Genomic DNA, 25,495 nt, shown 5'->3' on the forward strand with positions numbered 1-25,495 from the left:
GTTAGCCCCCCATAGGAGAATTTCATGCGGCGCTTCAATGTTGTAATTCCAAAAGATGATGGTGGGATCGAGATTCATGCAATGAAATCATGGCTGCGTTCACATCCCGAGCATCTTCCGGAGGGATTGAATCCATCATCAGATAATTCGCATCAATTCAGAAACGCACTTCGAAGTAACGGCTGGCATGTTGAGGAACTCCCAGATGAAGTTCGATTATTCATACTTGGCGCTAATGTACCAGAGCAAGCTATCGATGCAGTGCTCGGTGAGGTCGAAGATGATGATGTATTTGAAGAGGCGGCATTTGCTCTAGAGCATCAATTGCGGGACTTTATAGCGCATAATATGGCGTCGCTATCAGTAGGAGGCCGAAGATTCCATCTTTATCAGGACGGCACCGGTTGTGGCGGCATTGAGTTCTCTACGGAGGTCGGACCAATCGATATCCTCGCTGTGGATACAAATGGAAACTTCGTGGTATTTGAACTAAAGCGGGCCCGTGCGCCAGACAAGGCACTCGGACAGCTGCTCAGATACATGGGGTGGATCAAGGCCATGATTGGTAAAGACAAGGAGGTGGCCGGAGTAATAGTCGCAAAGCCTATTAGCAAAAACCTTCGATATGCTGTGTCGGTAATATCGAATGTTTCGCTGTATGAGTACCAAGTCAGGTTCGACTTAACAGCAGTTGAGGTCAGCGAGGATGGTGCCTAACTAGTGCTTCCAGTGCGACGTATTCACCTTTGACTCACACAAGCCTGAAATGGGGCCAAGGCTTTAGAAAATTAAATTTCATTTGCAGGCTATTATGGCTGATCAAATATTAAGCGAAGAAGTCGCTCTAAGAGATATTTGGCTGGATTTTCAATCCTGAACACTATATTTATCACATAGGATAACAATAGGAAGAGTGAAGTGGAGTTTTTCTACAACCTCGTTATGTCAATTAAAGAAATTCTCTTGAGTTTCAGGGAAAAATTAAAAAAAGTAGTTAATGATGTTGAAACATCTCAAGGAAGAAAGTTCGCACTATTTATACAGCTCATGATTGTATCTTCATTGATTGCATTTTCGCTTGGCACTCTTCCAGGTGTAAATGAATTTCAGAAGCAAGCACTTTATTATTTTGAGGTTATGTCGGTAGTTATATTCACGTTTGAATATCTATTAAGAGTCTATTGTGCAGAAAAGCCATTAAAGTTCATTTTTAGCTTTTTTGGAGCTGTCGATCTTATAGCTATACTTCCATTTTATCTTTCTTCTGGTCTTGATCTTAGGGCCATCAGATCCTTGCGACTATTGAGAATATTTAGGATATTTAAGTTGTTGAGGTACAACAAAGCTATTAGTCGTTTTCATAGGGCCGTGCTAATAGCTAAAGAGGAAATTATTCTATTTGGATTTGTTTCAATTATTCTTCTGTACCTTTCTTCAGTGGGAATCTATTATTTTGAGAACGAGGCTCAGCCAGATAATTTCAAGTCAGTGTTTCACTGCTTGTGGTGGTCCGTGACAACTCTTACAACAGTAGGATATGGGGACATGTATCCGATAACCACTGGTGGAAAACTTTTTACTTTTTTTGTTCTGATGATAGGGCTTGGGATAGTAGCAATCCCAGCAGGATTGATAGCTTCAGCGCTGTCAAAAGCCAGAGAAGATGAATCGATATAAATATGTTGCTGCAAGTAAGAGCCGCAGTTTTGTTGATTCTGCATTAGATCAACTGCCAAAGGTTTTAAACTTAAGAATCTGTAAATTTATTCATAGAAGCTTTTGAAACTCAGGTGCCATAAAAAATACTGAGTACGAACAGACTCTGCCGAACAGTAACTTTACAAGCCCGCATCAGCGGGTTTTTTAATGTCCAAAATTCTTGGAGCGATCCCCAATGAGCCAGCGCATCATCATCCGCGATACCGTTTTAAACAAACTGAAAAGTCTGTTCAGCTACACATTCCCACCCCCTGGCACCACAGAAGAAATAGATTCAGTAAAGCTACCAACATTTCCCAGCTGGTCGCCAATACCTGGCCCGAGGTATAGGCACCATTACAACCCCGAGCAATGGAGGTGGAACCACAGTCCCTAGAGATCCCTGGTGCGTTGCTGCAGGCACTTGGCTGCGCGAAGGTTTACTTGCAGACAACTGCGAAAGCGGGAACCTGATCGACTGCTGGGATACTGGCGACGAGGAAACCCATCTAAGCCTCATTACTGGCGTGGTAGATGCAGAGCCAGAAATACCCTGCGTATTGCTCACCACAACAAGCGGTGCCCAGGTAATTTGCAGCCGTGAAACCCCCGTTACCGACCGTGCAGGGCGGGTCTACGAGGCGCAGTACTGCGAGGGCGTTGAGCTGGGTGTACTGCATGAAGAAGAACCGCTCACCTGGGAAGCTGTCGAGCGGGTCGAATGTGCCGGCCTGCATACCGTGTACAAGGTTTCTGTAGGTGGTAAGAGTTATGCCGCCGGCGTTGATCCATTACACCGCATCATTACCCATAACGGACAACACAAATCTGACTAAGCAAAGGAATAGATAATGCCCAGCTTTTCCCCGATTACCGTGCCAGGCCTGGAGGCTTGGCAGTTCGCCTACACCATCGACGACGGCCACAGTGCCGGCACCATTGTGCGTGCAACGGTAACCCAGACCACCGAGCCCACTAATAGCGATGCTCAGGCTGCTGCAGTACTTAAATGTACGATTGCCGTAATCGACAACCAAAACACAGTACAAACTGATGGTGCCGGCGATCTAATGTCCAGCGTTTATGTAACAACCAAGACTCTGCAGACTGATGCAGGCCAGCCGGTAAACGTCGCCAACCATGCCGCTGATTTGGTAGCGAGCTGCATTGTCGAAGTGGCTAACCGACTGGCTGTGCATAACTTGATTGCGGCTATGGCGATTCCGAGCGGGTGATACTAGCTGTGGTTTTCAGTAGTGGAGATGGCGTGCCGCCGGTGCGAAAGCCCGAATTATAGAGCCATGGCTGACATCTACAGAAATTCCCCCCTAACTTATTGATTTAATTATGGGTAAAATGTGATCAAGAGCGGGAGGTCGAACCAGACGACTTGAGCCAATGGCTCACTATCTCTGGTTGTTATTTAGACAATAGTTTGTAACCTGCCGCAAATAAAGGCTTTTCTGTGGAGCTTGGAAGCTCCCTCCCAGAAATAGTGGCCAAATGGATAGTGAGCCACTGGCTCATTAATAAACTGTTAACTGCTAAGGAGAGTTGATGGACTTCGGCAAGATCGTCAAAGATACTGAAGGAATCGATCTTGATCTGTGGAGCGAGGTTATTTCTAAACATGAACTTCTTGAGCAAGCCCCAGATAGAAAGGGAGTCAATCCATTTACTCATGAAGAAGTAATATTTTCTGGTGTAGGGGTGGCATTCTACTGCGAGGGTGGTGAGAACGTTGGCAATATCTGTTTCCAAGAAGGAGCATTGCTAACTACGGGAGTACCTATGTCCGTCTGTTCTGAGCTAGCCAAAATATTCAATGCGGTTGCATCTGAGGATGATCGCAGTTAACAAGCCGCAGCAATCGCTCCCGTTGGTCGCTGGGACAGCCAAAACGCTGCGCTTATTTGTCTGCTCCTGTGCGGGGCTTTATACGTTCAAGAGAGATGGCGATGGAAACTCACTTCAAGGAAATTGAGGATAAGCTAGGCCTAATTTTACCAGAGTTCTACAAGTCGGCTTTACTGAACTATCCGTTTAAGCCATTGGATGAAATTGATTGTGTAGAAGATAATTTAGTGAAGGAGCTAGAGTGGATTACAACAACTAATCTAGAGCTTCGAAAATGTCACTTTTATGGAAATTTATGGCCGCCCCATTTTTTTGCGATTGGCCATGATGGGTTTGGAAATTTCATGTTCTTAAACTTAAAAGAGCATGACAAGACAATCTATTTTGCTGATCACGAGGAAGAATTTGACTCTCGAGATATCAGTGATCTAGAGCTTGCAGCAGATATGGAAGAGTACATTCAGTTGTGTAAGGAAGAGCAAGAAGATGTGGTTAAAAAGGTATAACAAGGTTATCAACCTGACCGTCATTACGTTGCTTTGTTTGCGCTTAGTCGCTACGCTAGCGCAAACAAACTAACCACGTTCCGGCCGGTTATAACGGCATTATACGAGTTTTCAATGAACGAAGTCCTTTCTAAAGTCATAGATCAAAGACAGCTTGTTTCTGTAATGAACAAGACTAAGTGGAGAGAGTTGTGTTCATTGTTCGCTGACCAAGGTGATGCATCTCCAGAAGTGAGATATAAGCTGATATACGAAGATAAAATACTTGGTTTTAGCAAGGTGTGGTGGGATGAACTTTTTGGTGATTCCGTCGCGATAGAATGGATAGATTTCGACTCATATGAACATGAATTCAGAGGTCGTTTAGTATCTGACAAGGATACTGATATAAGTAGTGGAATACTTGAAGTACTCCATAAGTTTAATATTCCTTACTCTATTGAAGGTAAATACTATAGGGTATGGGGTTACATTAATGCGGATTCTAATCCAGAATTCGTATAACAAGGGCCTGCAACCTGAACTCCGGCAGTTGAGGCCGGCGTTAACCCAGAGGAGTATTGAGTGAATTATGTGTTGATTTCAGCAATTGCTGGTTTTGTACTTGTGCTGATGCTTGGAGCCTCAAAGAATGCCAAGCCAATCTCTATGGAGAATGGGGATGTTTTTCTTAAGTATGCGAATTCAATTAGAGGTGCCGGTCTCGCCCTTTCCATTATATCTATAGGTGGTTTATTTCTTGCTCTTATCTTCGTTCCAGTAAAGACAGAGTCAGATGCGCGAGCAGTTATTTGGCTATTCTCGGCAGCTTTTCTCTTTACAGCTTATTTTTATATTGAATTTTTTACGGTAAAGATCACCCTGAAAGCCGGTGGCATTGCAGGAACATCAGGATGGCGAGGGCTCAGAGAATATAAGTGGAGCGAAATAGAAGAGATAACGTATTCACCGGTATCGATGTGGTTTACTATTAAGGCTACAGCCAAAGCACCTCTAAGAATTCACGCCTGGATTAGCGGGATAGATGAGTTTCAAAAACATTATATGGCGAATTTAGAAAAGCAGATCTGGGTTTCAGCTTATGAAAGTGCATTGAAGGATGAAAGGGTCAACAAGCAAAGGCAGTCGGACCGCTAAAGCGCCCACTGCTTTGGACGTTAAGCATCCAGTCGAATTATGAGCATTGAATCGGAAGCAAGTGAATTCAAAGAATTAACAGGAAGAGAACTTCCACGCTCTTTGATTGAACTTTACAACCAAAAAGGCAATGGTCGCTTTGGCCCTGAATATGGGCTGCTTGGAGTTATCTCAGGCCATAAAACAGACCTAGAAGATTCTATGCTAAGTCTTTATAAGAGATTTTGTTCCGACGATCCAGATGATCCCAACTGGGTTTGGCCCACAGAGCTGGTTCCATTCATTCATATTGGATGTGCTATTCACTACTGTATTGATACTGCCAGTAGCACAAATAGGGTTATTGAATTCGACCCAACTGATTATGACCCTGAAATCGGCCCAAAAGACCACTTTAAGAAAATTAGTGTGTCATTTAGTGAATGGGTGTCAAGCAATGTATAAATGCTTAACAAGTCAATTAACTGTGCGCATTCGGCGCCGGACGCAACAAAGCTGCGCCGGTTATTGAGGCGTTAGGTGCTCGTACATATGAGAATCTTCGTATTACTTTTAAGCCTTATTTTTTCACCTGTACTATTCGGTGAAAGTACTGGCTGGAGTACATATATTAGCGAGTATGGCTGGGCTACGGTTTCCGATACACATCAGGGAGAGCGTTCACTCTCAGAAGCAATCGCTCTTGTTCCTGATGACGTTTGGCTAAAGCACTTTCGAACATTCCCATCGGGGGAGGATGTTAAAATGCAAAAGGAGCTGCATAATTTCCTAGTATCAAAATATCCAGAACTTCACAATGAAGCCTTAGCGTCGGCTGGAAATATGCACAATCCTAAGGTGGTCGCCTTACGCGCAGCCTTTCAAGAGGCGTTGATGTCTACAAGCTTGGTCACACGAATTAACGCATCACTCAAGTCGAGGTGCGAGCGCATTACATCGGCCAGCTTCGAGAAGTTTACAATTCGTAAAAACGGCAATCAGCCTACCTATAATGCTATGGTTTGGCTTAGTTCCGAAAAATGCACCCAACAAGGCGATCAAGACTGACGGCTATTCCGTCGCTTGTTTATGTGGCGGTCGCTACGCTGCCACAACACAATCAGCTACATAGCCGCAGCTTACCGCGACGTTATCTGTAATCTAAACCGGAGAGATTGTGCAGGAAAAAAGTTGGCAACTGGAAAATGCCCAAAAGATCGCAGATGAATTCCCATATACATTCTATAAGCCTTCACCCCATGTGATTGCTCAACTAGAACCTGGAAATCAAGTAAAACTAATATTCAGCTTCGACTCTGATGACCCCGACGCGCCACAAGCCGAACGGATGTGGGTTGAAATTACGGGGAAATCTGAAGATGGGTTTTCAGGATACTTAGATAATGATCCGGCTTATATTAAGGATCTTAAGCATCGTGACCCACTTAAATTCGAAGAATGTCACATTATCGATACAGATCTAGATGACCCTGTTCCCTCCATCACAGAGAAATACATCAAACGGTGTTTTGTTACGAACAATATCCTTTATGAAGGAGAATCTGTTGGTTATCTGTATAGAGAGGCTCCAGTTGACGAAAGTGATAGTGGGTGGCGTTTGTCTACCGGCTTAGAATCCGAAGAATATATGGATAATGCCGATAATATTTCATATGTTTCCCTTGGGGCCGTACTCCGTGAAGATGATAGCTTTGTAGATCTTCTTGATAGCGATATCGGTGTAGAGTTTGGCCGTGATGAATCAGGGTTATTAGTTGAAATTAAGTAAAATAGATAACAAGGCCAGCCAGAGGGACCAAAAAACCACCGCTTCGCTCTGGTTTTTCGGCCTCTGCTGGCGGCGTTAAATTCCTATGAGCCATATTCACATTAATCACAGAGCTCTCTTGAAATCGGTGCTAATTTCAGCGATTGTGAGCACCGTTGTAATGGCTTTTTTTTCAGGCTATGGAAAAACGATTACACCTGATGGCGTTGTTACTCATTATTACAATTTCAGCTCTGTATTTTTATGGATGCCAATATTGTTTATGGTAATGACGCCAACCATCGTGATAGTGGCCTACCTGCTGGGTATCGCCCTAATCAAGAGCCGACTATTTTCATTGCCAATTGTGGTTATTGCTGGGGCCGTGGGTGGTGGCCTGGTAATATCTATGCTGTCGGGTAATTGGCTAATGTTTTCAATAGTTGGTTTGTATTACATTGTGTCAGGTATAGTTTCAGCAGTTACCTGCTATTACCTGTACAAAAAATTTAACAAGGCACTCAATTCGCAGGCGTCGCCTGCTGGGACGCCAAAAAACGGCGCCCATTAGCGCGGCGTTAAGTTTCAGGAGTAATAATGGACCCAATAGTAATTGGTTTAGTTTATGCAGTAGCAGGATCGGTGATTCTGTGTCTTGCATTAAAACTATTCAAGGTTGAATTTAAATTGTGGCAACCAATTCTAGCAAGTGTTGTTGCAGGGTTGTGTGCAGCGTTAATACCTAATAATGGTGCAGGAATCATATCGCTAGTAGCTTTACTTGCAACTATGAAGTTTACAACAGATGAAGATTGGGAGGACTTGATGTACCCAGTATTCATCACTAGATTCGCATTAGTCCCAGTCTTAATGATGTTTGGCACATGGTAAACTTAACAAATGACTCAAGTGCGTTCCGGCCACAAAAAAGCGTGACCTCCACCGGACAGCCTTTTATGCATTGCTGTCGCACTGCACAAAAGTTTGCCGCTTAACAAGGCGTTATGCCTATGAGAGAAATTAATGAGTAAAGAGTGTGTTTGGGTATTTCATTCCGCTGGTGCTCGATTCGCAGGCGGAACTTTCTCAAGCGTAGAGTCTGCTGAGCTGTGGATTGGAACTCATAAACTAACGGGTGTTCTTACCTCTTATCCTCTTGATACGGGTGCTTATGAGTGGGCTGTTAAAAACGAATATTTTCAACCCAAAAAAGAGAAGCACAGCACGGCAGAGTTTATAGGTGGGTTTACGTCAGCTAATCAGGAGCATTATCACTATGAAAACGGGCAACAAGCATAACAAGGCGTGGTAGCGAGGGCGATGCGCGCCGGGACAGCTTACACTACGTTCCAGCTGCCCCTGCACTCAGCGTTATAAGTAATAGAAAAATGGAACCTGAAGAACTGAAAAGGAAGTTAGATGTTGTTGCAGCGACTTGCATGCAGCTATCTAGGGAGTTGCAGTCTATCGATGCACAGTTAAGTCTGAATATGGACCGAACGGCGATTCGGGAAATAATTGGTAATCTCCATTGGGCGGCCGAGAATACTACTGTGCTTGGACTCCACCAAGTCGGAGAGGCGCTAGAAGATAATATGGGTACCGGTCTGAATGATTGAAATTATTTATAACAAGCGCCGCCACAAATGCGCGCTTCGCGCTGTGGACTCGCAACAAGTTGCTCGCCTGTGCGGCGGGCGTTAAGTGTCATATGAAACCATTTAATCCATTTTACATATTATACCTATTCATAGTGTCTCTATTACTATACATAATAGGGGTATATACTTTCTACAGCCCTCATTTTGAGGCTTTTACGGGTATGTATATAGTAGTACCTCAAATGCTGGGTGTATTTATTGCAATACCTATAGGTATATTTTTTTTATTGTTCGGTATTTGTAAAAAAAACCTAGGTAGTAAATCTAAAAATAGGTTTATAAAAGCTGGAATAATAATCTTAATTTTACAGCTTTGTTATTTTGTCATAGTTAATAACGGCTATTATCTTACGGTATAGTTTGTCCTATATTTTTTAAATTTTTTGTAGATGATGGTTGTTTGATATAGCTACACTTAACAAATCAATCAACGGTCGCCTTCGGCTGGACAGCCAAACCTTCGGTTTGTCTGCCCGTTATTGAGGCGTTATTTGTCCACGGAGAAGGTGATGGAACAAGTAATTGAATGCCACCCAGGAAAAATCTTAGAAGTCCTCTACGAGAAGGAAATGTGGAGCATTCAAAAGCAGTGGATGGCCACTTTCGCTAAGAATTCCCAGGGAGCAAATACCAAAGCTTATAAATGGCATACCTTTAGCGCTGGTTGCTATCCTTCAAGCGAAGGAGAGAAAGCACGCGAACTATATAACAATCATAGTGCGCACGAATATTACATAATGGCAAACGATGATGAGTTAGTAGTACTAACTGACCTAAAGCCTGAAACAGTTGATTTGTTGGACTACTATGTTTTTCCAAAAAATATGGCTTGGTGTATGGCCTTTACTCATGAGGAAGGTTGGTTAGGGCCCTACTTTGCCAAACATCCAGATTACGAAAAACTAAATATCGACAATCAAAAACAGATTGAAAAAGAGAAACAAAAAGCCTTTGCCAAGAGTAAAGGATGGACATAAAAATTCACATAACAAATAGGTCAAACTGACACCTGACGGCACAGTTTACCTAGGAGTTAAGTGCATGAGAGAATGAAGACGTCAGTAACAATTGTTTTACTTACATTAATTTTGAATGGTTGCGCTACACCACAAACCTATACCGGAACGATAACCGATTGCCAAGATAATCCGATTGCTAGAGCAGAAGTAGAAGCATGGGAAAACGAATGGATTCCTTTTCACTTGCCTGGTAAACTTGGAGAAACCAAAACGGATGAAAATGGAACTTTCACATTAAACATAGAAAAAGAGGCGAGTTTCTTCGTTTATTCTGGTAATAAACTAGTATTTACAAGCCACCCTGGGAAATCGGAGACCAAGTGTACCAAAAATAGCACTTAACAAATCGTGGCAGCAAGGGCGCTTCGCGCCGGGACGGCTTATACTTCGTTCCAGCCACCCCTGCACTCTGAGTTAATGGTCAAGAATCAGTATAAAGATGAAAATAGCCTTGGTATTTGTGGTAGCGGTACTCTACTCGTGGATCTGTGAGAGGCTTTTTGGTTACACCTCCACCTTGTATGTCCCAGTAGATATCCAAACCTCGCCAATACTGTATCAAGCGATGCTGGAAATTTATGGTCTGTGTGCCGTTCTAATTTTTGCTACATTGTTAGCAATTTTGATTGTCAAGCTTCGGCTCAAACAACCTGTCAAGCTATCGGTGCTTTTGGGGCTTCCATTAATTCCTATTTCAATTTACGGAGTTGTTAACTTTCTGGAAGTAGCACCGGCACTATCAGATTTTATTCTCAGCTCTGGATTTCTAGTGAGTACAAGTGTAAAAGTTCTTCTGGCGATTTCTGTGCTTCCGGTACTCGTTCTCTTGCTAAGGAGCAAAGCCCATTAACAAACGCAAGCAGGCTTCTATGGCCCTTTGAGCTTCCGCGGGACGCCCAACTCTTTGCGCCCCTATTGCGGGCGTAAGTGTTAGGAAGTAACTTAGTGAAGAATCTCTTCTTTCTTACATTGTTGATATCCCTCTCAGAAAATGTGTACTCAACAGTTCAGGTTCAAGAAGAGCTATGGATTGATGGGGCTACATTTTATATAGAGGAGCTACCTCTTCAGCAGCATCCAGATTTCAAAGAAATTAATGGTTATTTTGACCGAACGGTATGTTCTGGTAACTGGAGAGGGTATAAGGGTTACTGGGTAATCCGAGACAAGGAGCTATGGTTAAATCAACTAGAGAAAAATAATCCTTGCGGAAAAACTTCTGAATATTTGGATTTGTCTTCGGTTTTTAATGAGAAGAGTGCACTTCGTGGTATACCTGCAAGCTGGGTGACTGGCGATCTCAGTTTTCGTATAAGTAGTATATCGAATACACCCAACTATGAATATTATGAGTATGAGGCTGTTATTTACACTTTAGAAAATGGCCAGCTAACAAATCGTGAGATCAAGACAATCAGGGTTGATCGGAGAAAACACTAACAATCGCAGGCAGTTTGCTCCGGCCCTTCAGGCCTCCGCGGAATGCCCAACACTATGCACGTTTTGTGCGGATCGCTGTGCTCCCAGTTTCGCACAAAATGTGCATAGCATTGGTCGCCCCTGCTACGGGCGTTATATTTACTGATCTATGAATGAAGTGAATACCACAATTGAGTGCCCCTGTTGCGGCTATCTATCCCTAAATGGCGGTGAACATGGAGAGATATGTATTATTTGTTATTGGGAGTTGGATTCGGAGGTTGGTTTTAGGGGGACAGTGCCATCTATCAACAATCATGGCCTCTCGCTTGTCGAAGCACGAAATAACTTTGACAGGTATGGAGCTTGTTGCGAAGAAATGATTCAATATGTTTTACCAGCTGAAGCTCGTAAAGAATATAAACACTCCAGTGAAGTTGAGTAATAAATATAACAAATATAGGTACCCAACGCTTACGGCACAGGTGCTAAACGCGTTAAATGTGTCGAGTAATGGAGTAAGAGTGATGAGTCAAAAGTGGTATAGAAGCGCATGGTTTCCCATCTATAATTCTATGCTTTTTTTGGCTTTTGGATTTGTACTTTTAAATTACTACGGAATGGTTCACTGGGAAATAGTTGGGGATAATTATCTTCAGTTGGAGGGTAAATTAAAGGACTCCCTATTTAGCCTACTGTCAAAGCTCGGTGCGTACAGAATTTGCGGCCTTATCACTCTATTTTTTGCTATCTGGGGATGTTTTTGCAAACCGAGATTGGCAATCATTTTGAATATTCTGTTGGGTGTGGTGTCGTGTTTTATGATAGTCGTAACAATGCAGGTATCTCATTTAACAAGGGCAGGCATGCTCGTAAATACTGCGCATTTACTGGACCTCCGCCGCGTTGCGACTCCGGCCCATGCTGCCTGCGTTATGAATCGAGTAGATTTTTGAGGATTATGAGTAATAAAGTTATTTTTATAATGGCCTTTTTTATGGTTGTTTGTGGGGTAGGTTGTGCAAGCCAAGAGGATCTTCTCCATGCTGATCTTTGGTCTGATGATTCATATATAAACACTCCTAAAAACAGTGAGGCTGCCCAGGATCTAGGCAAAACACCTCGGGCTAGAATGTTGGAACAACGAAATATTGATAAAGAGCGAAAGAATCAATCATTAAAAGATCAGTTGCTTGATGATTTAATTTGGGGTAAAGATGGAAAGATTAATTTTTAGCCTAATGTCAGTAGTACTCAAAGTATGGTGTCTCCGGCAAATCCATACAAAGCCATTAGATTCACTCTGGCCACAAAGTACGTGGCCTCCACTGGACTAACTCTGCGTTGCAACGGCATCCGTTTATGGCGGCGTTAGCTAGAAAAAGAAAATCGAATCATGAAAGAACCAGAACTAATCGTCATCCTTCTAAATCTAGTCATCGTGCTTATTGCATATTTCATGATTTATCTTAAGTTAGCAGGGGCAGATGGGAATAAACTAGCAATTAGTGATATTTTTACATCGGGGATATCGATAATAATAGCTGGCACCTTGTTCTGGAATTCAGGGCAAGAATTTAATGCCTTGTTTTTTAAGCTGAACTGGTTTTGGTTTACGTTATTCACATATGCTGCAATAGAGATACCTTTAATGCTTTGGTATTACAAAAGAAACAATGTTTGGGAATCGTTCAGCAGCTAAGAAGCATATCAAACACCTTCCATCCGAAATTGGTAATAAAATTATTTTCAGAAACCATCTACACTTTTGCCGGGGGACTCTTTTCCTGGGGGGTATCCGGAAGAAATGGGAGATGACATCGCCAGCCTATACGACTGGGTGGGATATTTTCCGAAGGTGGCGACTTGAGTGCGAATAAGCCTGTTTTCCCTGACGTCAAAATGTATCTTGTGTTTGGCGGGCTAGACATTGAGTATTGAAACCAGTGTTTTTTCTAATAAAATCATAGCGCTACATTTTTGTGTGCGGAAGACTGGCAATGTTGAGGTCAGCGGTTCGATCCCGCTTAGCTCCACCAAATTATCGTTGTAAATCAACGACAAAAAAACCGCTCAAGCAGCGGTTTTTTTTATGCCTGAAATTTAAGTTCATATTAAGTCCGCCAATTCCTTTGGGGGTAAACAGGCTAAGCGACTTCTAACTGGTAATTAGCTTCGGCCCAAAACTCTAATTTTGTATGAATTTACAGTGATACACTTTGTTGGACTTGGCCGATAAAGTGATTGTGAATAGTTTTTCCTTTTACATGCTGCCTCCTGGTTATCCACAGTTTGTTTTGGGGGCTGACCTTGGGTAGCTTCAGAGAGCGCGGCTATCTACTCGCGCATGCCGTTTATTTGTAACTGCTGGGTTTCTACTGTGGCCATCAAGGTCTTGGGTGATTTGCAATAGCTGGGAGAATTCATTCATGGCCTGTGCCTGCCACTTTCTTGAACCGGCCTATTGCCGGCTCCCAGTACTTGCAGTGGTGGCAAGCCCAGCCGCGTAATAACAGCTTCCCGTTAAATACTGGCTCTGCGAGTTTTCCACAGAGGGGGCAGCGTATTCTTGGGAGCTGCTGGGCTTGGTTCACACTGCTCCCTTTCTTTGGGTTTCAAGGTGAGACCACTCGACGCAAAGGGTGCGAAACTTTTTCTCGCCATGCGCAATGACGTTTTGGGGGTCTTTACCTTGGTAGCGAAGCGTAATTGCGTTGAGTGCGTGCTGATCGTTATCCCCATCCAGTAGAGCGAGGTCGGCAACGGGGATCGTGAAATCATTGCTATTCCAGGCTGAAAGCAATACCCGTGCAGCAATTGCGCTAGCGCCGGAGTAGCCGTTGGCTAGGGTGAGTAGGGTTTCCACACTCTGTTTGGGGCTGAAATTACTCATGCCGCATCACCTCCAAATGGAGGCCAGTCATTGCCCTGTGTTGGCCGGGCCAAAGTAGGGTTTGGCTCTGCCGTTACGGTTCGGTGGCACTTCTGATTTGCAGCGATCATGGGCCCGGTATAACCACTGGGGCGATTGGTGTCGTTCTGAGTTTGAGTTTTTGGAAAGTCATAGACTGTGGCGGTCATACGATGCCCTCGCGGTTATTGCGGATGCGAATAGTTCGAATAGTGGGGCGGTGTTGGATACGGGTGCGTAATTGCTCCTGTGCATCCGTACCAATACCGCTAAGAACTGAGGCGATCAGAGCGAACTGAGTTAATCCGTGCTTTACCGCCTTGGCCACCGCTTCAGTACGGTTGCGGGCATGCAGTTTGTAAAAGCATTCCGTCAGCAAGTTGGTGACATTGGCTACAGAGCACTAAATTGCTTCCGCAGTCTCCTTGTTCGAGAGGCCGTGGGCTCGGTGAGTTAACGCTTCAGCTTGGCGCTAGTGACCTTAGGTTGCATGCTGTTTGTATTTTGATGCCCTGTCCTTAGTTAACAACCACAGTAGCCGAAAGTTAATTTTTTAAAAGCTCCTCTCCTTGATATGCTCAGTGAGCGCTTATCACGGAGGATAAGAATGAAAAAACTAAGACATGCAGTAGTAGTGGTTCTGCTAGTGGCTGGCCTTGGTGGTTGTATTACAACGAATGAGACGCCAGTGATTATTAGTGAGTACTTTGCTTTAGAGCACCTTTCAACAAAGCAAGAAGTATTGAGTAAGGCGAGGCAAGCTTTGTTACGGGATGGGTTTCAGATTTTGTCCTCTGATTTAGAGGCGGGTTATATCTCTACATCCCTAAAAAACTGGAAGCTCACGCCGGAGCAGGCCAATTGTGGTGCAAACGAGGGCAGAGATTATTTAGAGGATAATTACACCAAGACAGAAGTCGCCTTTAATGTGGTTGTTGATGATAGGGATGTGATTGTTCGCTCAAATATTCAGGGCGAATACTTACCGGGAAAGCCGGCTCAAGATCTTACTTTGAACTGTGTTTCTCGCGGTGTTATTGAAGTTGAGATGGTAAAAAAGATTCTGTTGTGATTCTCAGCATTCAAAAAAGCCCGCTACTGCGGGCTTTTTTGTGTCTTACTCAGGGGTGTAGGAACCAACTCAGGGGTGTAGGAGCCAATAATTACGCCACAAAAGGATATATCTTTGCCTGTAACTTTCATCGGGGAGCGGATTGGATTGATGGGGAGTAGATAAATATGGCCCATATCTTCTGTATAGCCTTTGAAGGTGACCTCACCATTTATTTTGGCGATAACTCGGCAGCCATTGGTCAGAGGTTTGTCGGGGTCGACAAAAATGATTGTCCCTTCTGGATAAGAGCGCTGGCCTGCGTAGGGGCTAGTCATGCTATCGCTATTTACTCGTAATGCGAAAGCGCGGTTTGAGTGAGCAGCGGGGTAGGGCAGTCAAGCTTCGGCTTCCCCTGGCTCTAGTAGGTCTACGGCTTCACAAAATGCTCCCGCCTGCGCCCAGCTAATCAGTGGAATTCTTCCTTGGGTTCGTGGTCCTTGCGTAACATTGCTTTCCTCCTTGATACCTAGCTCACCAGGTCCACTGCCGGCACCGGTAAGAGGGCGACACCTCCGAAACTCTGTAAAAAAATCGAGCTGGCTACCCAGCGGGTTGTTACCCGTGCTCGCCTGCGCCCTGATGTATTTGGTCCTTTGGACGACCAAGTAAGTGTTGAAATCCAGTGAGCAAGCTAACTGGGCATAAGTTTGCTGGTAAAACCTGAAGGTCAATCATTTTCAAATCCCTCTGTTGCGACATGGTGATTCTGCTGCTTGTGGAGTAGGGCGGTAATTCGGTGCGCTATATGGAAATCTATAAGGGAGGTGGGTGGTGAGCTTTGAAGCTGCGGCATGGGCCATTAAACGCAGGACCAGAACACCAACAGCAAGCTGGTTTTAATCGCGTTGTCCGATTGCCATAACAGTGATACCGGGCAGTGTGACACGGGCAATGCGTACCTGGCCGACGTTGCGCAATGCACGAAACGTTTAGTGATCAATGCCATCGAAGAGCTGGAAGAACTGGGCTACCTGAGCGCGGAAAAATCCAACGGGCGCAGAACCAATTATGATCTCTTTTTACACGTAAACCGATGCAATGATTTCACCGGTGAAAATAAAACACGAACCGGTGAAATCTGTGCACCCAACCGGTGAAAATGACAACACGCCCTTCTCTATAGAACCAGTAAGAACCAATAAGAAACCAGTAGAGAGAGGCACAGTTCCAAAACGCGCCAACCCTAAACGCGGCACACGCTTGCCTGGAAACTGGGTTCTCGCGGACAAATTCCGCACCGAAGCCCAACGCCTCCGCCCAGACCTGATCCCCCGAATCCACGACATTGCCGAAAGCTTCCGCGATTACTGGATATCCCAACCCGGTCAGCGCGGCGTAAAACTCGATTGGCTCGCCACTTGGCGCAATTGGCTAAAACGCGAGAAGTACTTCGCACCGCAACCCCGGGCGTCAGGGCAGCGGCTAACACGAAACCTCAACGCAGTCTAAATCGCAACGGATACCAACTGGTAAAACCCAATCACCAAGGAGCGCTCACCATGTGCACAGTCACCATCCCAGAAGCCATCGAAAGGATTTCCACAACCAACCCCAGCAGCCCCCTAGCCGTATTCAGCACCAAGTCCGCTCACCTCGTGGAGGTTGTGTTTGCGAATACGGTGGTTACCCAATTCTGGATAAACCAGGGCCATATAAATTACCTGGGCACGTATCACCGAGATAATTTGCACACGGCTGAAAGAGGGTTTCAGGATTACTACGAGAGCATGCCGAAGGCAGCTTGATGGGGTGTGTGGCTGGTTTTTGGTTGCTTGAAAATTGCTTGGGGGCCATGACATGAAATTCGATAGTGCCAGACAAGCGTGGCACGACGCCTTTGATGGCTTCACAGCTGCATTTGATTATGAGGCCATGGATGGCCGAAGTACGGTTTTATCAGCTGGGAGAGGGCGTAAGGTTGTAATTCGTGGAGAGGTGCAGGGGAGGGACAATCAAGTCATTTGCCGAGTGGATGCTCCAAGAGTCAGCGCGAAAGAAACCCCTGGGGGCTAGGGACAGCGGCAACCGTGTTATGAATGCCTGTGAAAAGGGTTTAATTCAAGACGTAGTCGCCAAGCTGCGAACGAGTGATCCACTGGCCTTCTGCTGGGGCATGGCCGCCTACGCCCCGCCAGCCGCAAGAGTCAAAGAGCGGGCGGCGCTATTGCAATACTTGATGTCTGAGTTTGACCAGTGGGAGGAGCCGCACCCGCGAGAAAATGTTAGCCAGCTGGCGCTATTTTGTATTAATGTGTGTGCACTGCGCGATGTAAATGGCTGATTAATAGATCTGGGCCATGCGCGGACAATTTTAGGGTGGGACAAGAAGCGTTGGGATAGGGAGTGGGTAAAAATTTGGAAGCGCCTACAGCGGCGTTTGGACCCATTACCCGCAAGAGCTTTAGGGCCAATTTCTGAGGTTGTGCAGGAGTACAGAGGAAGGCTTAAAGCCGCTTGTTGACAACTTTGTCCTGAGGGGTATAAATTCCTTAGCATGCAGTTTTTCTGCTCTGCTGGAAACCCGGCCTTCCCAGCCGGGTTTTTTATATCCCGATCATGGGTCATGAATGAATGAGAGCTTTCTGTCTATGACTGTATTTAAGAAATATTAGATCGGTCGATGATTTCGTAAAAAATAGTATCTTAATAATTATTGATTGAGCTTTGGATGAAAAAATTAGCATTCGTCGTATTTGGTTTTTTGTTTTCTCTTGAAGTCGCTGCTGTGAGTAGTGGATTTGTGGATATATCTGATAATAAGATTCAACTTATAAATGGTAGTGGAACGAGTAGACTTCTTGTTTACGGTGTAACCATGAGCGGTACGACATGCACTAATACAGATGTTCCGATATTGTTTTTCAGCGAAAGTGATATAGCTAAAGAAATGTATTCCATGATTCTGTCTGCTAAAGTGACAGGAAGAAAGATAAATATATTTTCTGGTGAATGTGTGAGTCTAGGGGGAGTTACCTATAATTCCATCACCTCTGTCTATATGAATTGAGAGTGGAGTGGTTAAGTAAATATTTTTATCGGTGCTAACTTAAGTGGCCAAAATCAGTATTCAGTTTTAGTTCTTTGTCTCTGTTGAAAAGTAACCCGGCTACTTTAGCCGGGTTTTTTTCGTTTCTGGGGCTTTATTTTCATCTCCCGGTGAACTCTGTACTTGGCTTCATTTTGGACAACCTGTCCGCTTTTATTTTCAAGGGGAAATAAGATGTTGTCCTTGTCGTAAAAATTTACAGATGACTTTACAAACTTTATTCCTAGAGATTTAGCTATTTCATCTCATGGAAATTATCTAACTTTTGCTAAAAGCTTAAGCGGTTAAAAACTCATGCATCTGTAGACATGATATTGACTAATCAGATGTCAGAATCACCATTGATTTCCGCGATACATGTAAATAAACAAAAGTGAATATGCGATTATCGAAAGCTATAGCAAATATGATCTTGGTTGTTAAGTGTGAATTTGGATAAGCACTTGCCTAGGTCGCTCAGAACGTATCAATTAAGTAAAGGAGCTACTTGTGAAGGCATTAATTGCATTTGCTGCAATCATATTGATGACATTAAGTACAAATGTTATTTCAGATGACAATACTGCAATATTGATTCAAGTTGGTGGCGGCAATCTAGCCAATACAGATCAATCAGGCCTAACGACCCAAAATAACTTAATAGTTCAGACTCAAATTGGTACCTCTAATGAATCAGTTGCCGTGCAAAATGCTGGTACCAATAGCAGTGAAGCAACACATCTACAGAATGGGGAGTTAAACTTTTCTAGTTCGTCCCAGATTAATGACACCTCTCTTAGTAGCATCTCAATAGTGCAGCTGGGGCAATCAAATGAAGGCTTTGCAGAGCAAGGTAATGTCTCTCTAAGTGCTGCATTGGTAGGTCAAGTAGGATCATCGAACCAAGCATTTGTTGGCCAGCGTGATGTTGAAACCAGTTTTGCGAGTTCTAACCAAGTTGGCTCAATGAATGTGTCTTTCTTGGCTCAAATTCTTACCTTTGAAAGTATCGCTTTGATCAATCAACTGGGATCTATGAATCAAGCTAGCCTAGCTCAATCGGGTCCGGTCATGGCAAGTATTGCCTTGATCAATCAATTCGGTGATATGAATGGAGCTAGCCTTGGCCAAATAGCGGTTAGAGAAAGCAGTGCTTCAATCAACCAAGTAGGTTCTACGAATTGGGCCAGTATTACTCAAATTGGAGCGATGGCGAGTAGTGCTTTTATTAATCAGTTGGGCTCCACAAATGAAGCTATTCTCAGCCAAGGGAATGGGGTTGCTGGAAGTGTTGCTTCCATGAATCAAGTGGGTCAAATGAATATTGGAGAAGTGAGCCAACTTGATGCTATTGATAGTACTGCGTTTGTTAACCAGTTTGGTTCCATGAATATGGCGGGCACTGATCAGAATGAGGTTACTGGAAGTGGGGCCCTGGTCAATCAGCTAGGAGCTATGAATGAAGCTAACGTCTTTCAAAATATGGTTACTTCAAGCAGTAGCACTATCAACCAGTTAGGTACCATGAATATTGCAGGAAACGGCCAAAATACCGGCGTAGCGAGTAGCACTTCAATTAATCAAATAGGTTCTATGAATGCAGTTGGTATTGGCCAGGGTACGATCACATCAGTTCATAATTTTATAAATCAAATAGGTGTAATGAATGTTGTCGGAATTTCCCAGTGGGGTACAGAAAATACAATCTCGCTTAATCAATTAGGCGTCATGAATAGTATTGGTATATCTCAGTCAGGCACAGAAGGCTCTATTAGTTCGAATCAAGTAGGATCTATGAATGAGGCTAGGCCTTTCCAAATTTCGGTTGCCGATAGTAGCGCCTTGACCAATCAAGTGGGGGTTATGAATGACGCTAACATTAATCAAAGTACAACTTTAGAAACTAGTGGATCCATCACTCAAATAGGTTCTATGAATGATGCAGATATTACCCAGCCATCCGCAGTTCTTAGTATTGCTTCTACCACTCAATTAGGAATTGGTAATAGCCATACAATTAACCAAGCTGGAGTTGGTCAAACCGCTGTAGTAGTTCAGATAGGAGATGGTAATGTAGGAACAATTACCCAGTGATAACAAGTTTTCCATCGCGATTTAGTTAAGATTTGCTTTACAGTATTAGACTTCCATTGCGAGCGAAACTGCTATCATTAGGTGCTTCCTGTAGCTGGAGTATGTTGTTGTAACTAGCTTTTGTGAATGACTTGTTATGATCTTTTGACTTCCTCAATGTTTGACTATTGTAGAAAAATATTATCTCGATAAGTCCTGAAAAAAACTAAATTCTTAAGGCTCGCTTAATGCGAGCTTTTATATTTCTGGTAACTCAATGTTCAATAATGACTACTTCCTAAACAGGGAAATGGCTTGTCATTGCTGTGGAAAAAATCATTTTAAAGATGAAACACTCAGACGCTTGATTCGAGCCAGAGAGCGTTATGGCAAACCAATGATTATTAATTCCGGTTACCGCTGTCCAGCTCATAACGTCAGATTAAATGCCACTATGGCCCATGCCACCGGCCAGGCTGTTGATGTTTCTGTAGCTGTGAGCGGGGCGCATAAGCTTATAAGAATTTCCTTAGGAGAGGGGTTCACCGGTATAGGAGCGAAGCAGAAAGGGCTAATCAAAGAGCGGTCTATTCATTTGGATGACCTTAGTTCAATTTCTGGCGAGCATTCGCGCCCTACGGTATGGAGCTATTAATGATTTTAGCTATATCCGACCTATTCGGAAAAGCCATAGACAAGGCGTTCCCGGATAAGGCGGAAGCTAACCGACTCAAAGAGCGGGTGGCACTACTACAATACTTGATGAGTGATTTCGACCAATGGGAAGAGCTGTACCTTTCAGAGAAATTTAGCTAGTTGGCACTATTTTGCATTAATGCGTGTACGTTGAGTGATGCGAATGGGCGATTGATAGACTAGGGTTATGCGCGGACAATTCTACGATGTGACAAAAAGAGTTGGGATAGGGAGTGGATAAAAATTTGGAAGCGCTTGCAGAGGAGTTTGGACGCTTTACCCGCAAGAACTTTAGGACCTGTTTCTGAAGTTGTGTAAGAGTACAGAGGGCGGCTTAAGGCCGCATGCTGACAGCTTTGTCCTGAGTAGGTATAAACTCCCTATTATGCAGTTTTTCTGTTTACAAAAAAACCAGCTCCCTCACCTGGGTTTTTTGTGTCTAAATATTCTACATGTTGATTTGTGAGTTGATAGACTGTCTATTTCTAATATGCCTATCCTTTATAAATATTGATCAAGTCTGCTTGATGATTTTTGAGTAAAATTTGGTACAACATTGGTTTGTCTGTTTTGATAATTTGTATTTGTGTACCAATTTGTCCCAAGCGAGAGTTATTAAATATACTGAAATCGAATTAACTGTCTTGAGTAGTGGATGTTAAAAATATATTGAATTTTGTGAGCATATTGGTGTTAATTTTTAAGTGAATATGTTTTAAAGGTATAAATAAATGGTCATCAGGTTTAAATTTTCTTTATTTTTAGTACTTGTGTTTTTCTCAGGGGGTGTTTTTCCTCAGTCCTTACTCTACTCAAGTGAGTTTGATTTGAAAAGAAAGGGTGGGGGAGAATTGTATGGAAGTTGGGTTTCTGTAAACCAGGCGAACTATATTGTTTCTACAAGAGAAGAGCTTCAGAATGCTTTGGCTCAGGCTTCCGCTGGTCAAATTGTATATGTCAGTGATAACGCAGAAATAGATTTAACAGGATACTGGGATTTAGATATTCCTAGCGGAGTTACACTTGCTTCTGGCAGGGGACAGGATGGAGCTCTTGGAGGACTTCTTTTTACAGATGAAATGAGTAAGAGGGGGTTGTTCAATTTAGGTGATAGATCCGACATCAGGATTACAGGTCTTAGATTTAAAGGGCCATTTGCGGGGATCGAAACAGATGATTGTGGTAATAGAGATGCTGATGGTATACGAGTAATGTCATCTTCTTCTGTTGAAATTGACAATAACGAGTTCTTTGCTTGGCCCTTTTCGGGAATCAAGATTAATTCTTCAAGAGCAATTGACATACACCATAATCATATACATCACAATCGGCGAAGTGAGAGAACAGAAGGTTGTCGTTTTTATGGGCTTGGTTATGGCGTTGTTACTGACACTAGTCAGGATGTGACTATTAGGCATAATCTTTTTCACCATAATCGTCATGATATTGCTAGTGCGGGTAGTATAGATGAATGGACAGAGTATGAAGCGGCATACAACCTAGTTTTAGGTGGAGCTAATAGCCATAGTTTTGATGTTCATGGAGGTGATGATAAAGATCATCGTGATGATCATAACGCTGGTCATTATTTTTTATATCACCACAATATTTTTTATAACCCCAACTATACTGCGGTTAAAGTTAGAGGAATACCTATTAAGGGGGCATGGGTCTTTGATAACGTTTTTTCTCATGATGATAAAGAGTTTGCTGTTCGACAGCATTATGTAACAGGGAATTTAACTGTTGGAAAAGATGAAGTTGGAGTAGCAAAGCCTAACGTTTATGGTGAAAAGGTGCCAGGTTATTGGAGTATTTCTTACTCTGGTGATCAATATTGGGAATGGCGTCGATTTGAAGATGAAGATTTTAATAACTTTGGCTGGGGAGACTTTGATGGCGATGGAGCGACTGATGCACTTCTTGCTAATGGCTCAGATTGGTTTACGTCTCCAAAAGCAAAGGGTGATTTAACCAAATTGGTTTCTTCGAGTGTTACTAAAGATAAGTTGCGATTTGGTGACTTTAATGGTGATGGGAAAACTGATGTTTTCAGAGCTAGTGGTGAAGGATGGTATGTAGTGTGGTCAGGAAAAGGAACCTGGAATAGAATTGGTGCTTCATCTACAACAGTGGATAGCCTTTCTTTTGCTGATTTTGATGGCGATGGTATAACTGATATTGTTCATAACTCTAAAGGGACGTGGTCTGTATCTTGGTCTGGAACTTCCGGGTGGAAGACGCTAAATACAAATATGCCTGACTTTTCAGATTCAGTGATTGGTGATTTTAATGGTGATGGAATCGCAGACATATTAAAGGCTGATGGTACTTACTGGTGGGTAAGTTTATCAGGTCAGGATCCATGGATAAAATGGGGGATATCGAAAATAACTGTGGATAGAATGAAGCTTGCTGATTTTGATGGAGATGGTACTAGTGATATTTTTATAGTAAGTAATTCTGACTGGTTGGTGTCTTTCTCCGGAAAGTCTGGATGGGAGAAAATTAATGCATCTTCTGTTTCTATTCAAGATTTAGTGATCAAAGATTTTAATGGTGACGGAAAAGCTGACGTGTTAACTAAGTTTTGATAGTGATTTAGCCCCTCCCTCATATGAGAGGGTTTTATACTCTAATCTAAATCTACTGGTTGTTATAAAGTCCGCTTTAAGCGGGCTTTTTTATTTGTGATGATTAGATGTTCGAAAATAACTATTTCTTAAACCGGGAGCTAGCTTTTCGCTATTGTGCAAAAATCATTTTAAAGATTAAATGCTAATGCGATTAATTTGAGTTAGGGAGCGTTATGGCAAATCCGTGATGATTACTTCTGGTTATCGGCGTCCAGCTCAAAACGAAAAATTGAATGCGACCATGCCCCATGCCTCTGGGCAGGCTGTTGATGTTTCTGTGGCTGTAGGTTAGGTGCAAAAGCTAATCAAAATTGCCTTAGAAGAGAGTCTCACCGGTATAGACGTGAAACAAAAGGGCTGATCAAAGAGCGATTTATTTGGATGACCTTGTTTCAATTTCTGACGAGTGTTCGTTCAAACAATTTTAGGGTGTGCCGAAAAGCGTTAGGATAGGGATTAGGTAAAAATTTGGAATCGCTTGCAGCAGAGTTCGGACCCTTTGCTCGCAAAAGCTTGAGGGCCTGTGTCTGAGTTTGTGCAGGAGTACAAAGGGGCGGCTTAAAGCCGCTTGTTGACACCTTTTTCCTGAGGAAGTATAAACTCCTCAGCATGCAGTTTTTCTGCTTTGAATAATTAAACCGGTTATTGAGCCGGTTTTTTACACCCTGATTACATAGAAGTTTTAATTAACAATGTAACCCCAACTCCAGTTTTCGATTTGGGAGTATGTTTTGCATGAGCTAGTCCCAACAGCATGTATTTTTTTGCCTTGAGCTTGAGCTGCCAGAAGCATTGAATATATAGCCGCGCCGCCATTTTCATTCGTGTCGAAAGCAAGCATATCTTTATAGTTGGAGGCAGTACAATCGGCGGGTTCATAGTTTAGGTCAGACTTGAATTTGACATGCCCTTTTCCTGACTCGTCGATACGTACATACTCAATATCAAATGAAGATGCGATGCCAGCTGCACTGGTGATTGATGAGTAAGATAAGGCAATGGCAATCGGTAATATTAATTTTTTCATGGTAAGATTTTTTTACGTTTATTTATAAAATATTCTCATCTAAAAGTAATAAATTTGATCTATAGATGAGCTTGATGTTCTTATGGTTTGATATAATTCTATATAGGGGTAGTAATTAGTTATTCCATGGTAGAGTTTATTTATAGTGAGTATGCGGCCTTTTGAAAATTAATAAATCCTAACATAAAGAATACGAGGGTTTGTTCCGCAACCCGATGTAATCTCAGGATCATAAGTGATCATTACTTCTCTATTACCCATAAGGGCTGCTAAAACTATAGATTGAATATCATCAGAACCTTCGTCATCTTGAATTCTAAATACCAAGAGCTCTCCAGTTGATTTACTTTCTAGCTGTACCGTTCGACAGTTTGGTGAATGGTGTCCTTCAGTAAATATAATTTTACCGCGAACATTAGTTGAGTCCGCCGAAACAAAAGGTGCGGCTGAAGCTAAAAGTAATGCCCCCAGAGTTTTTTTAAGATTCATGTTTCTTATCTGTCTTATTAAAAAGGAGGAGTAGCTTACTTATTTTTTGACTACTTTCAACCAAAAAACTAAATAGGAAATTTCTACCTCATGGATTTTAGCCTGATAAGATTTGCCTATGGGTCGAGTGCTACTTTGGGGCGATTGAGTTTGTATGGCCGAACCTTCTATAAGGTAGAGCGTCCATGGTTGGGTAATCGACCGTTTGAGAGCTGTATCCCTGAGGGCCTATACCTATGTGAGCCCTATAGTTCTGCCAAGTATCCTAACGTGTGGGAACTAAAGAAAGTTCCAGATCGCTCGACAATCCTGATTCACGCCGCCAACTACGCCTCTGATGTTCAAGGAGGTATTGGAATTGGTATGCCTCTTGCTCCGGGTGCCTGGTGGGTAACCCAGTCGCGCAAAGCTATGAAGGAATTACGAGGCGTTTTGCTACCAAGATTTGAATTAAGTGTCACTCACTATATTTCGGAATAA

Annotated in this window: 41 protein-coding genes; 35 read left to right on the plus strand and 6 right to left on the minus strand. The window is 43.1% G+C overall.

Translation table 11 applies throughout. The features are described from left to right. Positions 1-24 precede the first annotated feature (24 nt). The 22 genes from ACJJI7_RS11000 to ACJJI7_RS11105 all read left to right on the plus strand — a co-directional run bounded on the left by ACJJI7_RS11000 (position 25) and on the right by ACJJI7_RS11105 (position 12,746). A complete protein-coding gene (locus tag ACJJI7_RS11000) occupies positions 25-717 on the plus strand; it encodes an endonuclease NucS domain-containing protein (RefSeq protein WP_282951569.1) in 693 nt (230 codons plus the stop codon). A gap of 201 nt (positions 718-918) precedes the next feature. Continuing rightward, the gene (locus ACJJI7_RS11005; protein ID WP_282951568.1) at positions 919-1,677 is read left to right on the plus strand and encodes an ion transporter; all 759 of its coding nucleotides are present in this window, start codon (positions 919-921) and stop codon (positions 1,675-1,677) included. A gap of 581 nt (positions 1,678-2,258) precedes the next feature. Further along, positions 2,259-2,534 carry a hypothetical protein gene (locus ACJJI7_RS11010; RefSeq protein WP_282951567.1) on the plus strand — a complete coding sequence of 92 codons (276 nt, stop codon included), beginning with the start codon at positions 2,259-2,261 and terminating at the stop codon, positions 2,532-2,534. A 15-nt stretch (positions 2,535-2,549) separates the two neighbouring features. Continuing rightward, positions 2,550-2,933 carry a hypothetical protein gene (locus ACJJI7_RS11015; protein ID WP_282951566.1) on the plus strand — a complete coding sequence of 128 codons (384 nt, stop codon included), beginning with the start codon at positions 2,550-2,552 and terminating at the stop codon, positions 2,931-2,933. A gap of 322 nt (positions 2,934-3,255) precedes the next feature. Further along, positions 3,256-3,555 (plus strand): hypothetical protein, encoded by a 300-nt coding sequence (locus tag ACJJI7_RS11020; RefSeq protein WP_282951565.1) that lies wholly within the window; start codon positions 3,256-3,258, stop codon positions 3,553-3,555. A 101-nt stretch (positions 3,556-3,656) separates the two neighbouring features. Further along, complete coding sequence (locus tag ACJJI7_RS11025) at positions 3,657-4,061, plus strand: SMI1/KNR4 family protein (protein ID WP_282951564.1); 405 nt, start codon at positions 3,657-3,659, stop codon at positions 4,059-4,061. Between the two features lie 114 nt (positions 4,062-4,175). After that, positions 4,176-4,565, plus strand: coding sequence for a DUF6678 family protein (locus tag ACJJI7_RS11030; RefSeq protein WP_282951563.1), 390 nt, complete (start codon positions 4,176-4,178; stop codon positions 4,563-4,565). Between the two features lie 60 nt (positions 4,566-4,625). Continuing rightward, positions 4,626-5,198: a hypothetical protein gene (locus tag ACJJI7_RS11035; RefSeq protein ID WP_282951562.1), complete on the plus strand. Its 573-nt coding sequence runs from the start codon at positions 4,626-4,628 to the stop codon at positions 5,196-5,198. A gap of 39 nt (positions 5,199-5,237) precedes the next feature. Further along, positions 5,238-5,642, plus strand: a complete 405-nt coding sequence (locus ACJJI7_RS11040) for an SMI1/KNR4 family protein (RefSeq protein WP_282951561.1) — start codon at positions 5,238-5,240, stop codon at positions 5,640-5,642. Between the two features lie 87 nt (positions 5,643-5,729). Beyond that, positions 5,730-6,245: a hypothetical protein gene (locus ACJJI7_RS11045; RefSeq protein WP_282951560.1), complete on the plus strand. Its 516-nt coding sequence runs from the start codon at positions 5,730-5,732 to the stop codon at positions 6,243-6,245. Positions 6,246-6,354: 109 nt separating this feature from the next. Continuing rightward, the gene (locus tag ACJJI7_RS11050) at positions 6,355-6,966 is read left to right on the plus strand and encodes an immunity protein Imm33 domain-containing protein (RefSeq protein ID WP_282951559.1); all 612 of its coding nucleotides are present in this window, start codon (positions 6,355-6,357) and stop codon (positions 6,964-6,966) included. A gap of 160 nt (positions 6,967-7,126) precedes the next feature. Next, complete coding sequence (locus ACJJI7_RS11055; protein WP_444902144.1) at positions 7,127-7,516, plus strand: hypothetical protein; 390 nt, start codon at positions 7,127-7,129, stop codon at positions 7,514-7,516. A 26-nt stretch (positions 7,517-7,542) separates the two neighbouring features. Beyond that, a complete protein-coding gene (locus tag ACJJI7_RS11060; RefSeq protein ID WP_282951558.1) occupies positions 7,543-7,836 on the plus strand; it encodes a hypothetical protein in 294 nt (97 codons plus the stop codon). 132 nt (positions 7,837-7,968) lie between these two features. Continuing rightward, positions 7,969-8,244: a DUF7710 domain-containing protein gene (locus ACJJI7_RS11065; protein ID WP_020412082.1), complete on the plus strand. Its 276-nt coding sequence runs from the start codon at positions 7,969-7,971 to the stop codon at positions 8,242-8,244. 89 nt (positions 8,245-8,333) lie between these two features. Then, on the plus strand, positions 8,334-8,564 hold the full coding sequence (locus ACJJI7_RS11070; protein WP_282951557.1) for a hypothetical protein: 231 nt from the start codon (positions 8,334-8,336) through the stop codon (positions 8,562-8,564). Between the two features lie 551 nt (positions 8,565-9,115). Continuing rightward, on the plus strand, positions 9,116-9,583 hold the full coding sequence (locus ACJJI7_RS11075) for a DUF4275 family protein (protein WP_282951556.1): 468 nt from the start codon (positions 9,116-9,118) through the stop codon (positions 9,581-9,583). A gap of 72 nt (positions 9,584-9,655) precedes the next feature. Continuing rightward, complete coding sequence (locus ACJJI7_RS11080) at positions 9,656-9,967, plus strand: transthyretin-like family protein (RefSeq protein ID WP_282951555.1); 312 nt, start codon at positions 9,656-9,658, stop codon at positions 9,965-9,967. A gap of 97 nt (positions 9,968-10,064) precedes the next feature. Then, positions 10,065-10,475 carry a hypothetical protein gene (locus tag ACJJI7_RS11085; protein WP_020411059.1) on the plus strand — a complete coding sequence of 137 codons (411 nt, stop codon included), beginning with the start codon at positions 10,065-10,067 and terminating at the stop codon, positions 10,473-10,475. A gap of 95 nt (positions 10,476-10,570) precedes the next feature. Next, complete coding sequence (locus tag ACJJI7_RS11090) at positions 10,571-11,065, plus strand: hypothetical protein (RefSeq protein ID WP_282951554.1); 495 nt, start codon at positions 10,571-10,573, stop codon at positions 11,063-11,065. A gap of 148 nt (positions 11,066-11,213) precedes the next feature. Continuing rightward, on the plus strand, positions 11,214-11,489 hold the full coding sequence (locus ACJJI7_RS11095) for a CPCC family cysteine-rich protein (RefSeq protein WP_353056849.1): 276 nt from the start codon (positions 11,214-11,216) through the stop codon (positions 11,487-11,489). Between the two features lie 318 nt (positions 11,490-11,807). After that, positions 11,808-12,281 (plus strand): hypothetical protein, encoded by a 474-nt coding sequence (locus ACJJI7_RS11100; RefSeq protein WP_444902143.1) that lies wholly within the window; start codon positions 11,808-11,810, stop codon positions 12,279-12,281. 159 nt (positions 12,282-12,440) lie between these two features. Then, entirely contained in the window at positions 12,441-12,746 is a 306-nt protein-coding gene (locus tag ACJJI7_RS11105) for a hypothetical protein (protein WP_444902142.1), read from the plus strand. Positions 12,747-13,634: 888 nt separating this feature from the next. Here ACJJI7_RS11105 and ACJJI7_RS11110 read toward each other — a convergent pair. Genes ACJJI7_RS11110 through ACJJI7_RS11120 form a run of 3 tightly spaced genes read right to left on the minus strand, consistent with a single transcriptional unit; the run spans position 13,635 to position 14,334 of the window. Further along, positions 13,635-13,937, minus strand: a complete 303-nt coding sequence (locus ACJJI7_RS11110) for a DUF7673 family protein (protein ID WP_282951551.1) — start codon at positions 13,935-13,937, stop codon at positions 13,635-13,637. Next, on the minus strand, positions 13,934-14,125 hold the full coding sequence (locus ACJJI7_RS11115; RefSeq protein WP_282951550.1) for a hypothetical protein: 192 nt from the start codon (positions 14,123-14,125) through the stop codon (positions 13,934-13,936). Before ACJJI7_RS11115 ends, ACJJI7_RS11110 begins: the two co-directional genes overlap by 4 nt. Next, a complete protein-coding gene (locus tag ACJJI7_RS11120; protein ID WP_282951549.1) occupies positions 14,122-14,334 on the minus strand; it encodes a hypothetical protein in 213 nt (70 codons plus the stop codon). Before ACJJI7_RS11120 ends, ACJJI7_RS11115 begins: the two co-directional genes overlap by 4 nt. A 228-nt stretch (positions 14,335-14,562) precedes the next feature. On the opposite strand from ACJJI7_RS11120, the gene ACJJI7_RS11125 reads away from it, so the two are divergent. Next, the gene (locus ACJJI7_RS11125) at positions 14,563-15,027 is read left to right on the plus strand and encodes a hypothetical protein (protein WP_282951548.1); all 465 of its coding nucleotides are present in this window, start codon (positions 14,563-14,565) and stop codon (positions 15,025-15,027) included. Positions 15,028-15,050: 23 nt separating this feature from the next. Here ACJJI7_RS11125 and ACJJI7_RS11130 read toward each other — a convergent pair whose 3' ends face one another. Further along, positions 15,051-15,344 carry a LexA family protein gene (locus ACJJI7_RS11130; protein ID WP_475717125.1) on the minus strand — a complete coding sequence of 98 codons (294 nt, stop codon included), beginning with the start codon at positions 15,342-15,344 and terminating at the stop codon, positions 15,051-15,053. A 570-nt stretch (positions 15,345-15,914) separates the two neighbouring features. Between ACJJI7_RS11130 and ACJJI7_RS11135 the strand changes: the two genes are divergently transcribed. From ACJJI7_RS11135 to ACJJI7_RS11185, 11 genes are all read left to right on the plus strand, one after another. Continuing rightward, a complete protein-coding gene (locus ACJJI7_RS11135; RefSeq protein WP_475717126.1) occupies positions 15,915-16,166 on the plus strand; it encodes a hypothetical protein in 252 nt (83 codons plus the stop codon). Beyond that, the gene (locus ACJJI7_RS11140; RefSeq protein WP_444902141.1) at positions 16,120-16,518 is read left to right on the plus strand and encodes a hypothetical protein; all 399 of its coding nucleotides are present in this window, start codon (positions 16,120-16,122) and stop codon (positions 16,516-16,518) included. The genes ACJJI7_RS11135 and ACJJI7_RS11140 overlap by 47 nt, the downstream gene beginning before the upstream one ends. A gap of 50 nt (positions 16,519-16,568) precedes the next feature. After that, positions 16,569-16,814, plus strand: coding sequence for a hypothetical protein (locus tag ACJJI7_RS11145; RefSeq protein ID WP_444902140.1), 246 nt, complete (start codon positions 16,569-16,571; stop codon positions 16,812-16,814). Positions 16,815-16,866: 52 nt separating this feature from the next. Beyond that, positions 16,867-17,082, plus strand: coding sequence for a hypothetical protein (locus ACJJI7_RS11150; protein ID WP_282951546.1), 216 nt, complete (start codon positions 16,867-16,869; stop codon positions 17,080-17,082). Further along, on the plus strand, positions 17,042-17,350 hold the full coding sequence (locus tag ACJJI7_RS11155; protein ID WP_282951545.1) for a hypothetical protein: 309 nt from the start codon (positions 17,042-17,044) through the stop codon (positions 17,348-17,350). The genes ACJJI7_RS11150 and ACJJI7_RS11155 overlap by 41 nt, the downstream gene beginning before the upstream one ends. Positions 17,351-17,737: 387 nt before the next feature. Further along, a complete protein-coding gene (locus tag ACJJI7_RS11160) occupies positions 17,738-18,076 on the plus strand; it encodes a hypothetical protein (RefSeq protein ID WP_444902139.1) in 339 nt (112 codons plus the stop codon). A gap of 528 nt (positions 18,077-18,604) precedes the next feature. Further along, a complete protein-coding gene (locus ACJJI7_RS11165) occupies positions 18,605-20,188 on the plus strand; it encodes a hypothetical protein (RefSeq protein ID WP_282951543.1) in 1,584 nt (527 codons plus the stop codon). A 289-nt stretch (positions 20,189-20,477) separates the two neighbouring features. Further along, a complete protein-coding gene (locus ACJJI7_RS11170) occupies positions 20,478-20,822 on the plus strand; it encodes a D-Ala-D-Ala carboxypeptidase family metallohydrolase (RefSeq protein ID WP_475717134.1) in 345 nt (114 codons plus the stop codon). Beyond that, positions 20,822-20,983, plus strand: a complete 162-nt coding sequence (locus tag ACJJI7_RS11175) for a hypothetical protein (RefSeq protein WP_444902138.1) — start codon at positions 20,822-20,824, stop codon at positions 20,981-20,983. Before ACJJI7_RS11170 ends, ACJJI7_RS11175 begins: the two co-directional genes overlap by 1 nt. A 611-nt stretch (positions 20,984-21,594) precedes the next feature. Further along, positions 21,595-23,457, plus strand: coding sequence for an FG-GAP repeat domain-containing protein (locus ACJJI7_RS11180; RefSeq protein WP_444902137.1), 1,863 nt, complete (start codon positions 21,595-21,597; stop codon positions 23,455-23,457). Between the two features lie 229 nt (positions 23,458-23,686). After that, a complete protein-coding gene (locus tag ACJJI7_RS11185) occupies positions 23,687-23,791 on the plus strand; it encodes a hypothetical protein (RefSeq protein ID WP_475717135.1) in 105 nt (34 codons plus the stop codon). A 390-nt stretch (positions 23,792-24,181) separates the two neighbouring features. On the opposite strand, the gene ACJJI7_RS11190 is transcribed toward ACJJI7_RS11185, so the two are convergent. Both ACJJI7_RS11190 and ACJJI7_RS11195 read right to left on the minus strand, forming a co-directional pair. Then, a complete protein-coding gene (locus tag ACJJI7_RS11190; RefSeq protein WP_444902136.1) occupies positions 24,182-24,526 on the minus strand; it encodes a hypothetical protein in 345 nt (114 codons plus the stop codon). Positions 24,527-24,694: 168 nt separating this feature from the next. Beyond that, complete coding sequence (locus tag ACJJI7_RS11195; RefSeq protein WP_282951538.1) at positions 24,695-25,015, minus strand: hypothetical protein; 321 nt, start codon at positions 25,013-25,015, stop codon at positions 24,695-24,697. A gap of 90 nt (positions 25,016-25,105) precedes the next feature. Between ACJJI7_RS11195 and ACJJI7_RS11200 the strand changes: the two genes are divergently transcribed. Next, positions 25,106-25,495 carry a DUF5675 family protein gene (locus ACJJI7_RS11200; protein WP_444902135.1) on the plus strand — a complete coding sequence of 130 codons (390 nt, stop codon included), beginning with the start codon at positions 25,106-25,108 and terminating at the stop codon, positions 25,493-25,495.

The organism is Microbulbifer variabilis, assembly GCF_056232115.1.

Excerpts from the sequence above, each read along its gene's own strand:
- ACJJI7_RS11000 (WP_282951569.1), top strand. The coding sequence starts at position 25 with ATGCGGCGCTTCAATGTTGTAATTCCAAAAGATGATGGTGGGATCGAG.
- ACJJI7_RS11015 (WP_282951566.1), top strand. The coding sequence starts at position 2,550 with ATGCCCAGCTTTTCCCCGATTACCGTGCCAGGCCTGGAGGCTTGGCAG.
- ACJJI7_RS11020 (WP_282951565.1), top strand. The coding sequence starts at position 3,256 with ATGGACTTCGGCAAGATCGTCAAAGATACTGAAGGAATCGATCTTGAT.
- ACJJI7_RS11025 (WP_282951564.1), top strand. The coding sequence starts at position 3,657 with ATGGAAACTCACTTCAAGGAAATTGAGGATAAGCTAGGCCTAATTTTA.
- ACJJI7_RS11030 (WP_282951563.1), top strand. The coding sequence starts at position 4,176 with ATGAACGAAGTCCTTTCTAAAGTCATAGATCAAAGACAGCTTGTTTCT.
- ACJJI7_RS11040 (WP_282951561.1), top strand. The coding sequence starts at position 5,238 with ATGAGCATTGAATCGGAAGCAAGTGAATTCAAAGAATTAACAGGAAGA.
- ACJJI7_RS11045 (WP_282951560.1), top strand. The coding sequence starts at position 5,730 with ATGAGAATCTTCGTATTACTTTTAAGCCTTATTTTTTCACCTGTACTA.
- ACJJI7_RS11055 (WP_444902144.1), top strand. The coding sequence starts at position 7,127 with ATGGCTTTTTTTTCAGGCTATGGAAAAACGATTACACCTGATGGCGTT.
- ACJJI7_RS11060 (WP_282951558.1), top strand. The coding sequence starts at position 7,543 with ATGGACCCAATAGTAATTGGTTTAGTTTATGCAGTAGCAGGATCGGTG.
- ACJJI7_RS11065 (WP_020412082.1), top strand. The coding sequence starts at position 7,969 with ATGAGTAAAGAGTGTGTTTGGGTATTTCATTCCGCTGGTGCTCGATTC.
- ACJJI7_RS11070 (WP_282951557.1), top strand. The coding sequence starts at position 8,334 with ATGGAACCTGAAGAACTGAAAAGGAAGTTAGATGTTGTTGCAGCGACT.
- ACJJI7_RS11075 (WP_282951556.1), top strand. The coding sequence starts at position 9,116 with ATGGAACAAGTAATTGAATGCCACCCAGGAAAAATCTTAGAAGTCCTC.
- ACJJI7_RS11080 (WP_282951555.1), top strand. The coding sequence starts at position 9,656 with ATGAAGACGTCAGTAACAATTGTTTTACTTACATTAATTTTGAATGGT.
- ACJJI7_RS11085 (WP_020411059.1), top strand. The coding sequence starts at position 10,065 with ATGAAAATAGCCTTGGTATTTGTGGTAGCGGTACTCTACTCGTGGATC.
- ACJJI7_RS11095 (WP_353056849.1), top strand. The coding sequence starts at position 11,214 with ATGAATGAAGTGAATACCACAATTGAGTGCCCCTGTTGCGGCTATCTA.
- ACJJI7_RS11105 (WP_444902142.1), top strand. The coding sequence starts at position 12,441 with ATGAAAGAACCAGAACTAATCGTCATCCTTCTAAATCTAGTCATCGTG.
- ACJJI7_RS11110 (WP_282951551.1), bottom strand. The coding sequence starts at position 13,937 with ATGAGTAATTTCAGCCCCAAACAGAGTGTGGAAACCCTACTCACCCTA.
- ACJJI7_RS11115 (WP_282951550.1), bottom strand. The coding sequence starts at position 14,125 with ATGACCGCCACAGTCTATGACTTTCCAAAAACTCAAACTCAGAACGAC.
- ACJJI7_RS11125 (WP_282951548.1), top strand. The coding sequence starts at position 14,563 with ATGAAAAAACTAAGACATGCAGTAGTAGTGGTTCTGCTAGTGGCTGGC.
- ACJJI7_RS11130 (WP_475717125.1), bottom strand. The coding sequence starts at position 15,344 with ATGACTAGCCCCTACGCAGGCCAGCGCTCTTATCCAGAAGGGACAATC.
- ACJJI7_RS11145 (WP_444902140.1), top strand. The coding sequence starts at position 16,569 with ATGTGCACAGTCACCATCCCAGAAGCCATCGAAAGGATTTCCACAACC.
- ACJJI7_RS11150 (WP_282951546.1), top strand. The coding sequence starts at position 16,867 with ATGAAATTCGATAGTGCCAGACAAGCGTGGCACGACGCCTTTGATGGC.
- ACJJI7_RS11155 (WP_282951545.1), top strand. The coding sequence starts at position 17,042 with ATGCTCCAAGAGTCAGCGCGAAAGAAACCCCTGGGGGCTAGGGACAGC.
- ACJJI7_RS11160 (WP_444902139.1), top strand. The coding sequence starts at position 17,738 with ATGAAAAAATTAGCATTCGTCGTATTTGGTTTTTTGTTTTCTCTTGAA.
- ACJJI7_RS11170 (WP_475717134.1), top strand. The coding sequence starts at position 20,478 with ATGGCTTGTCATTGCTGTGGAAAAAATCATTTTAAAGATGAAACACTC.
- ACJJI7_RS11175 (WP_444902138.1), top strand. The coding sequence starts at position 20,822 with ATGATTTTAGCTATATCCGACCTATTCGGAAAAGCCATAGACAAGGCG.
- ACJJI7_RS11180 (WP_444902137.1), top strand. The coding sequence starts at position 21,595 with ATGGTCATCAGGTTTAAATTTTCTTTATTTTTAGTACTTGTGTTTTTC.
- ACJJI7_RS11185 (WP_475717135.1), top strand. The coding sequence starts at position 23,687 with ATGATTACTTCTGGTTATCGGCGTCCAGCTCAAAACGAAAAATTGAAT.
- ACJJI7_RS11190 (WP_444902136.1), bottom strand. The coding sequence starts at position 24,526 with ATGAAAAAATTAATATTACCGATTGCCATTGCCTTATCTTACTCATCA.
- ACJJI7_RS11195 (WP_282951538.1), bottom strand. The coding sequence starts at position 25,015 with ATGAATCTTAAAAAAACTCTGGGGGCATTACTTTTAGCTTCAGCCGCA.
- ACJJI7_RS11200 (WP_444902135.1), top strand. The coding sequence starts at position 25,106 with ATGGATTTTAGCCTGATAAGATTTGCCTATGGGTCGAGTGCTACTTTG.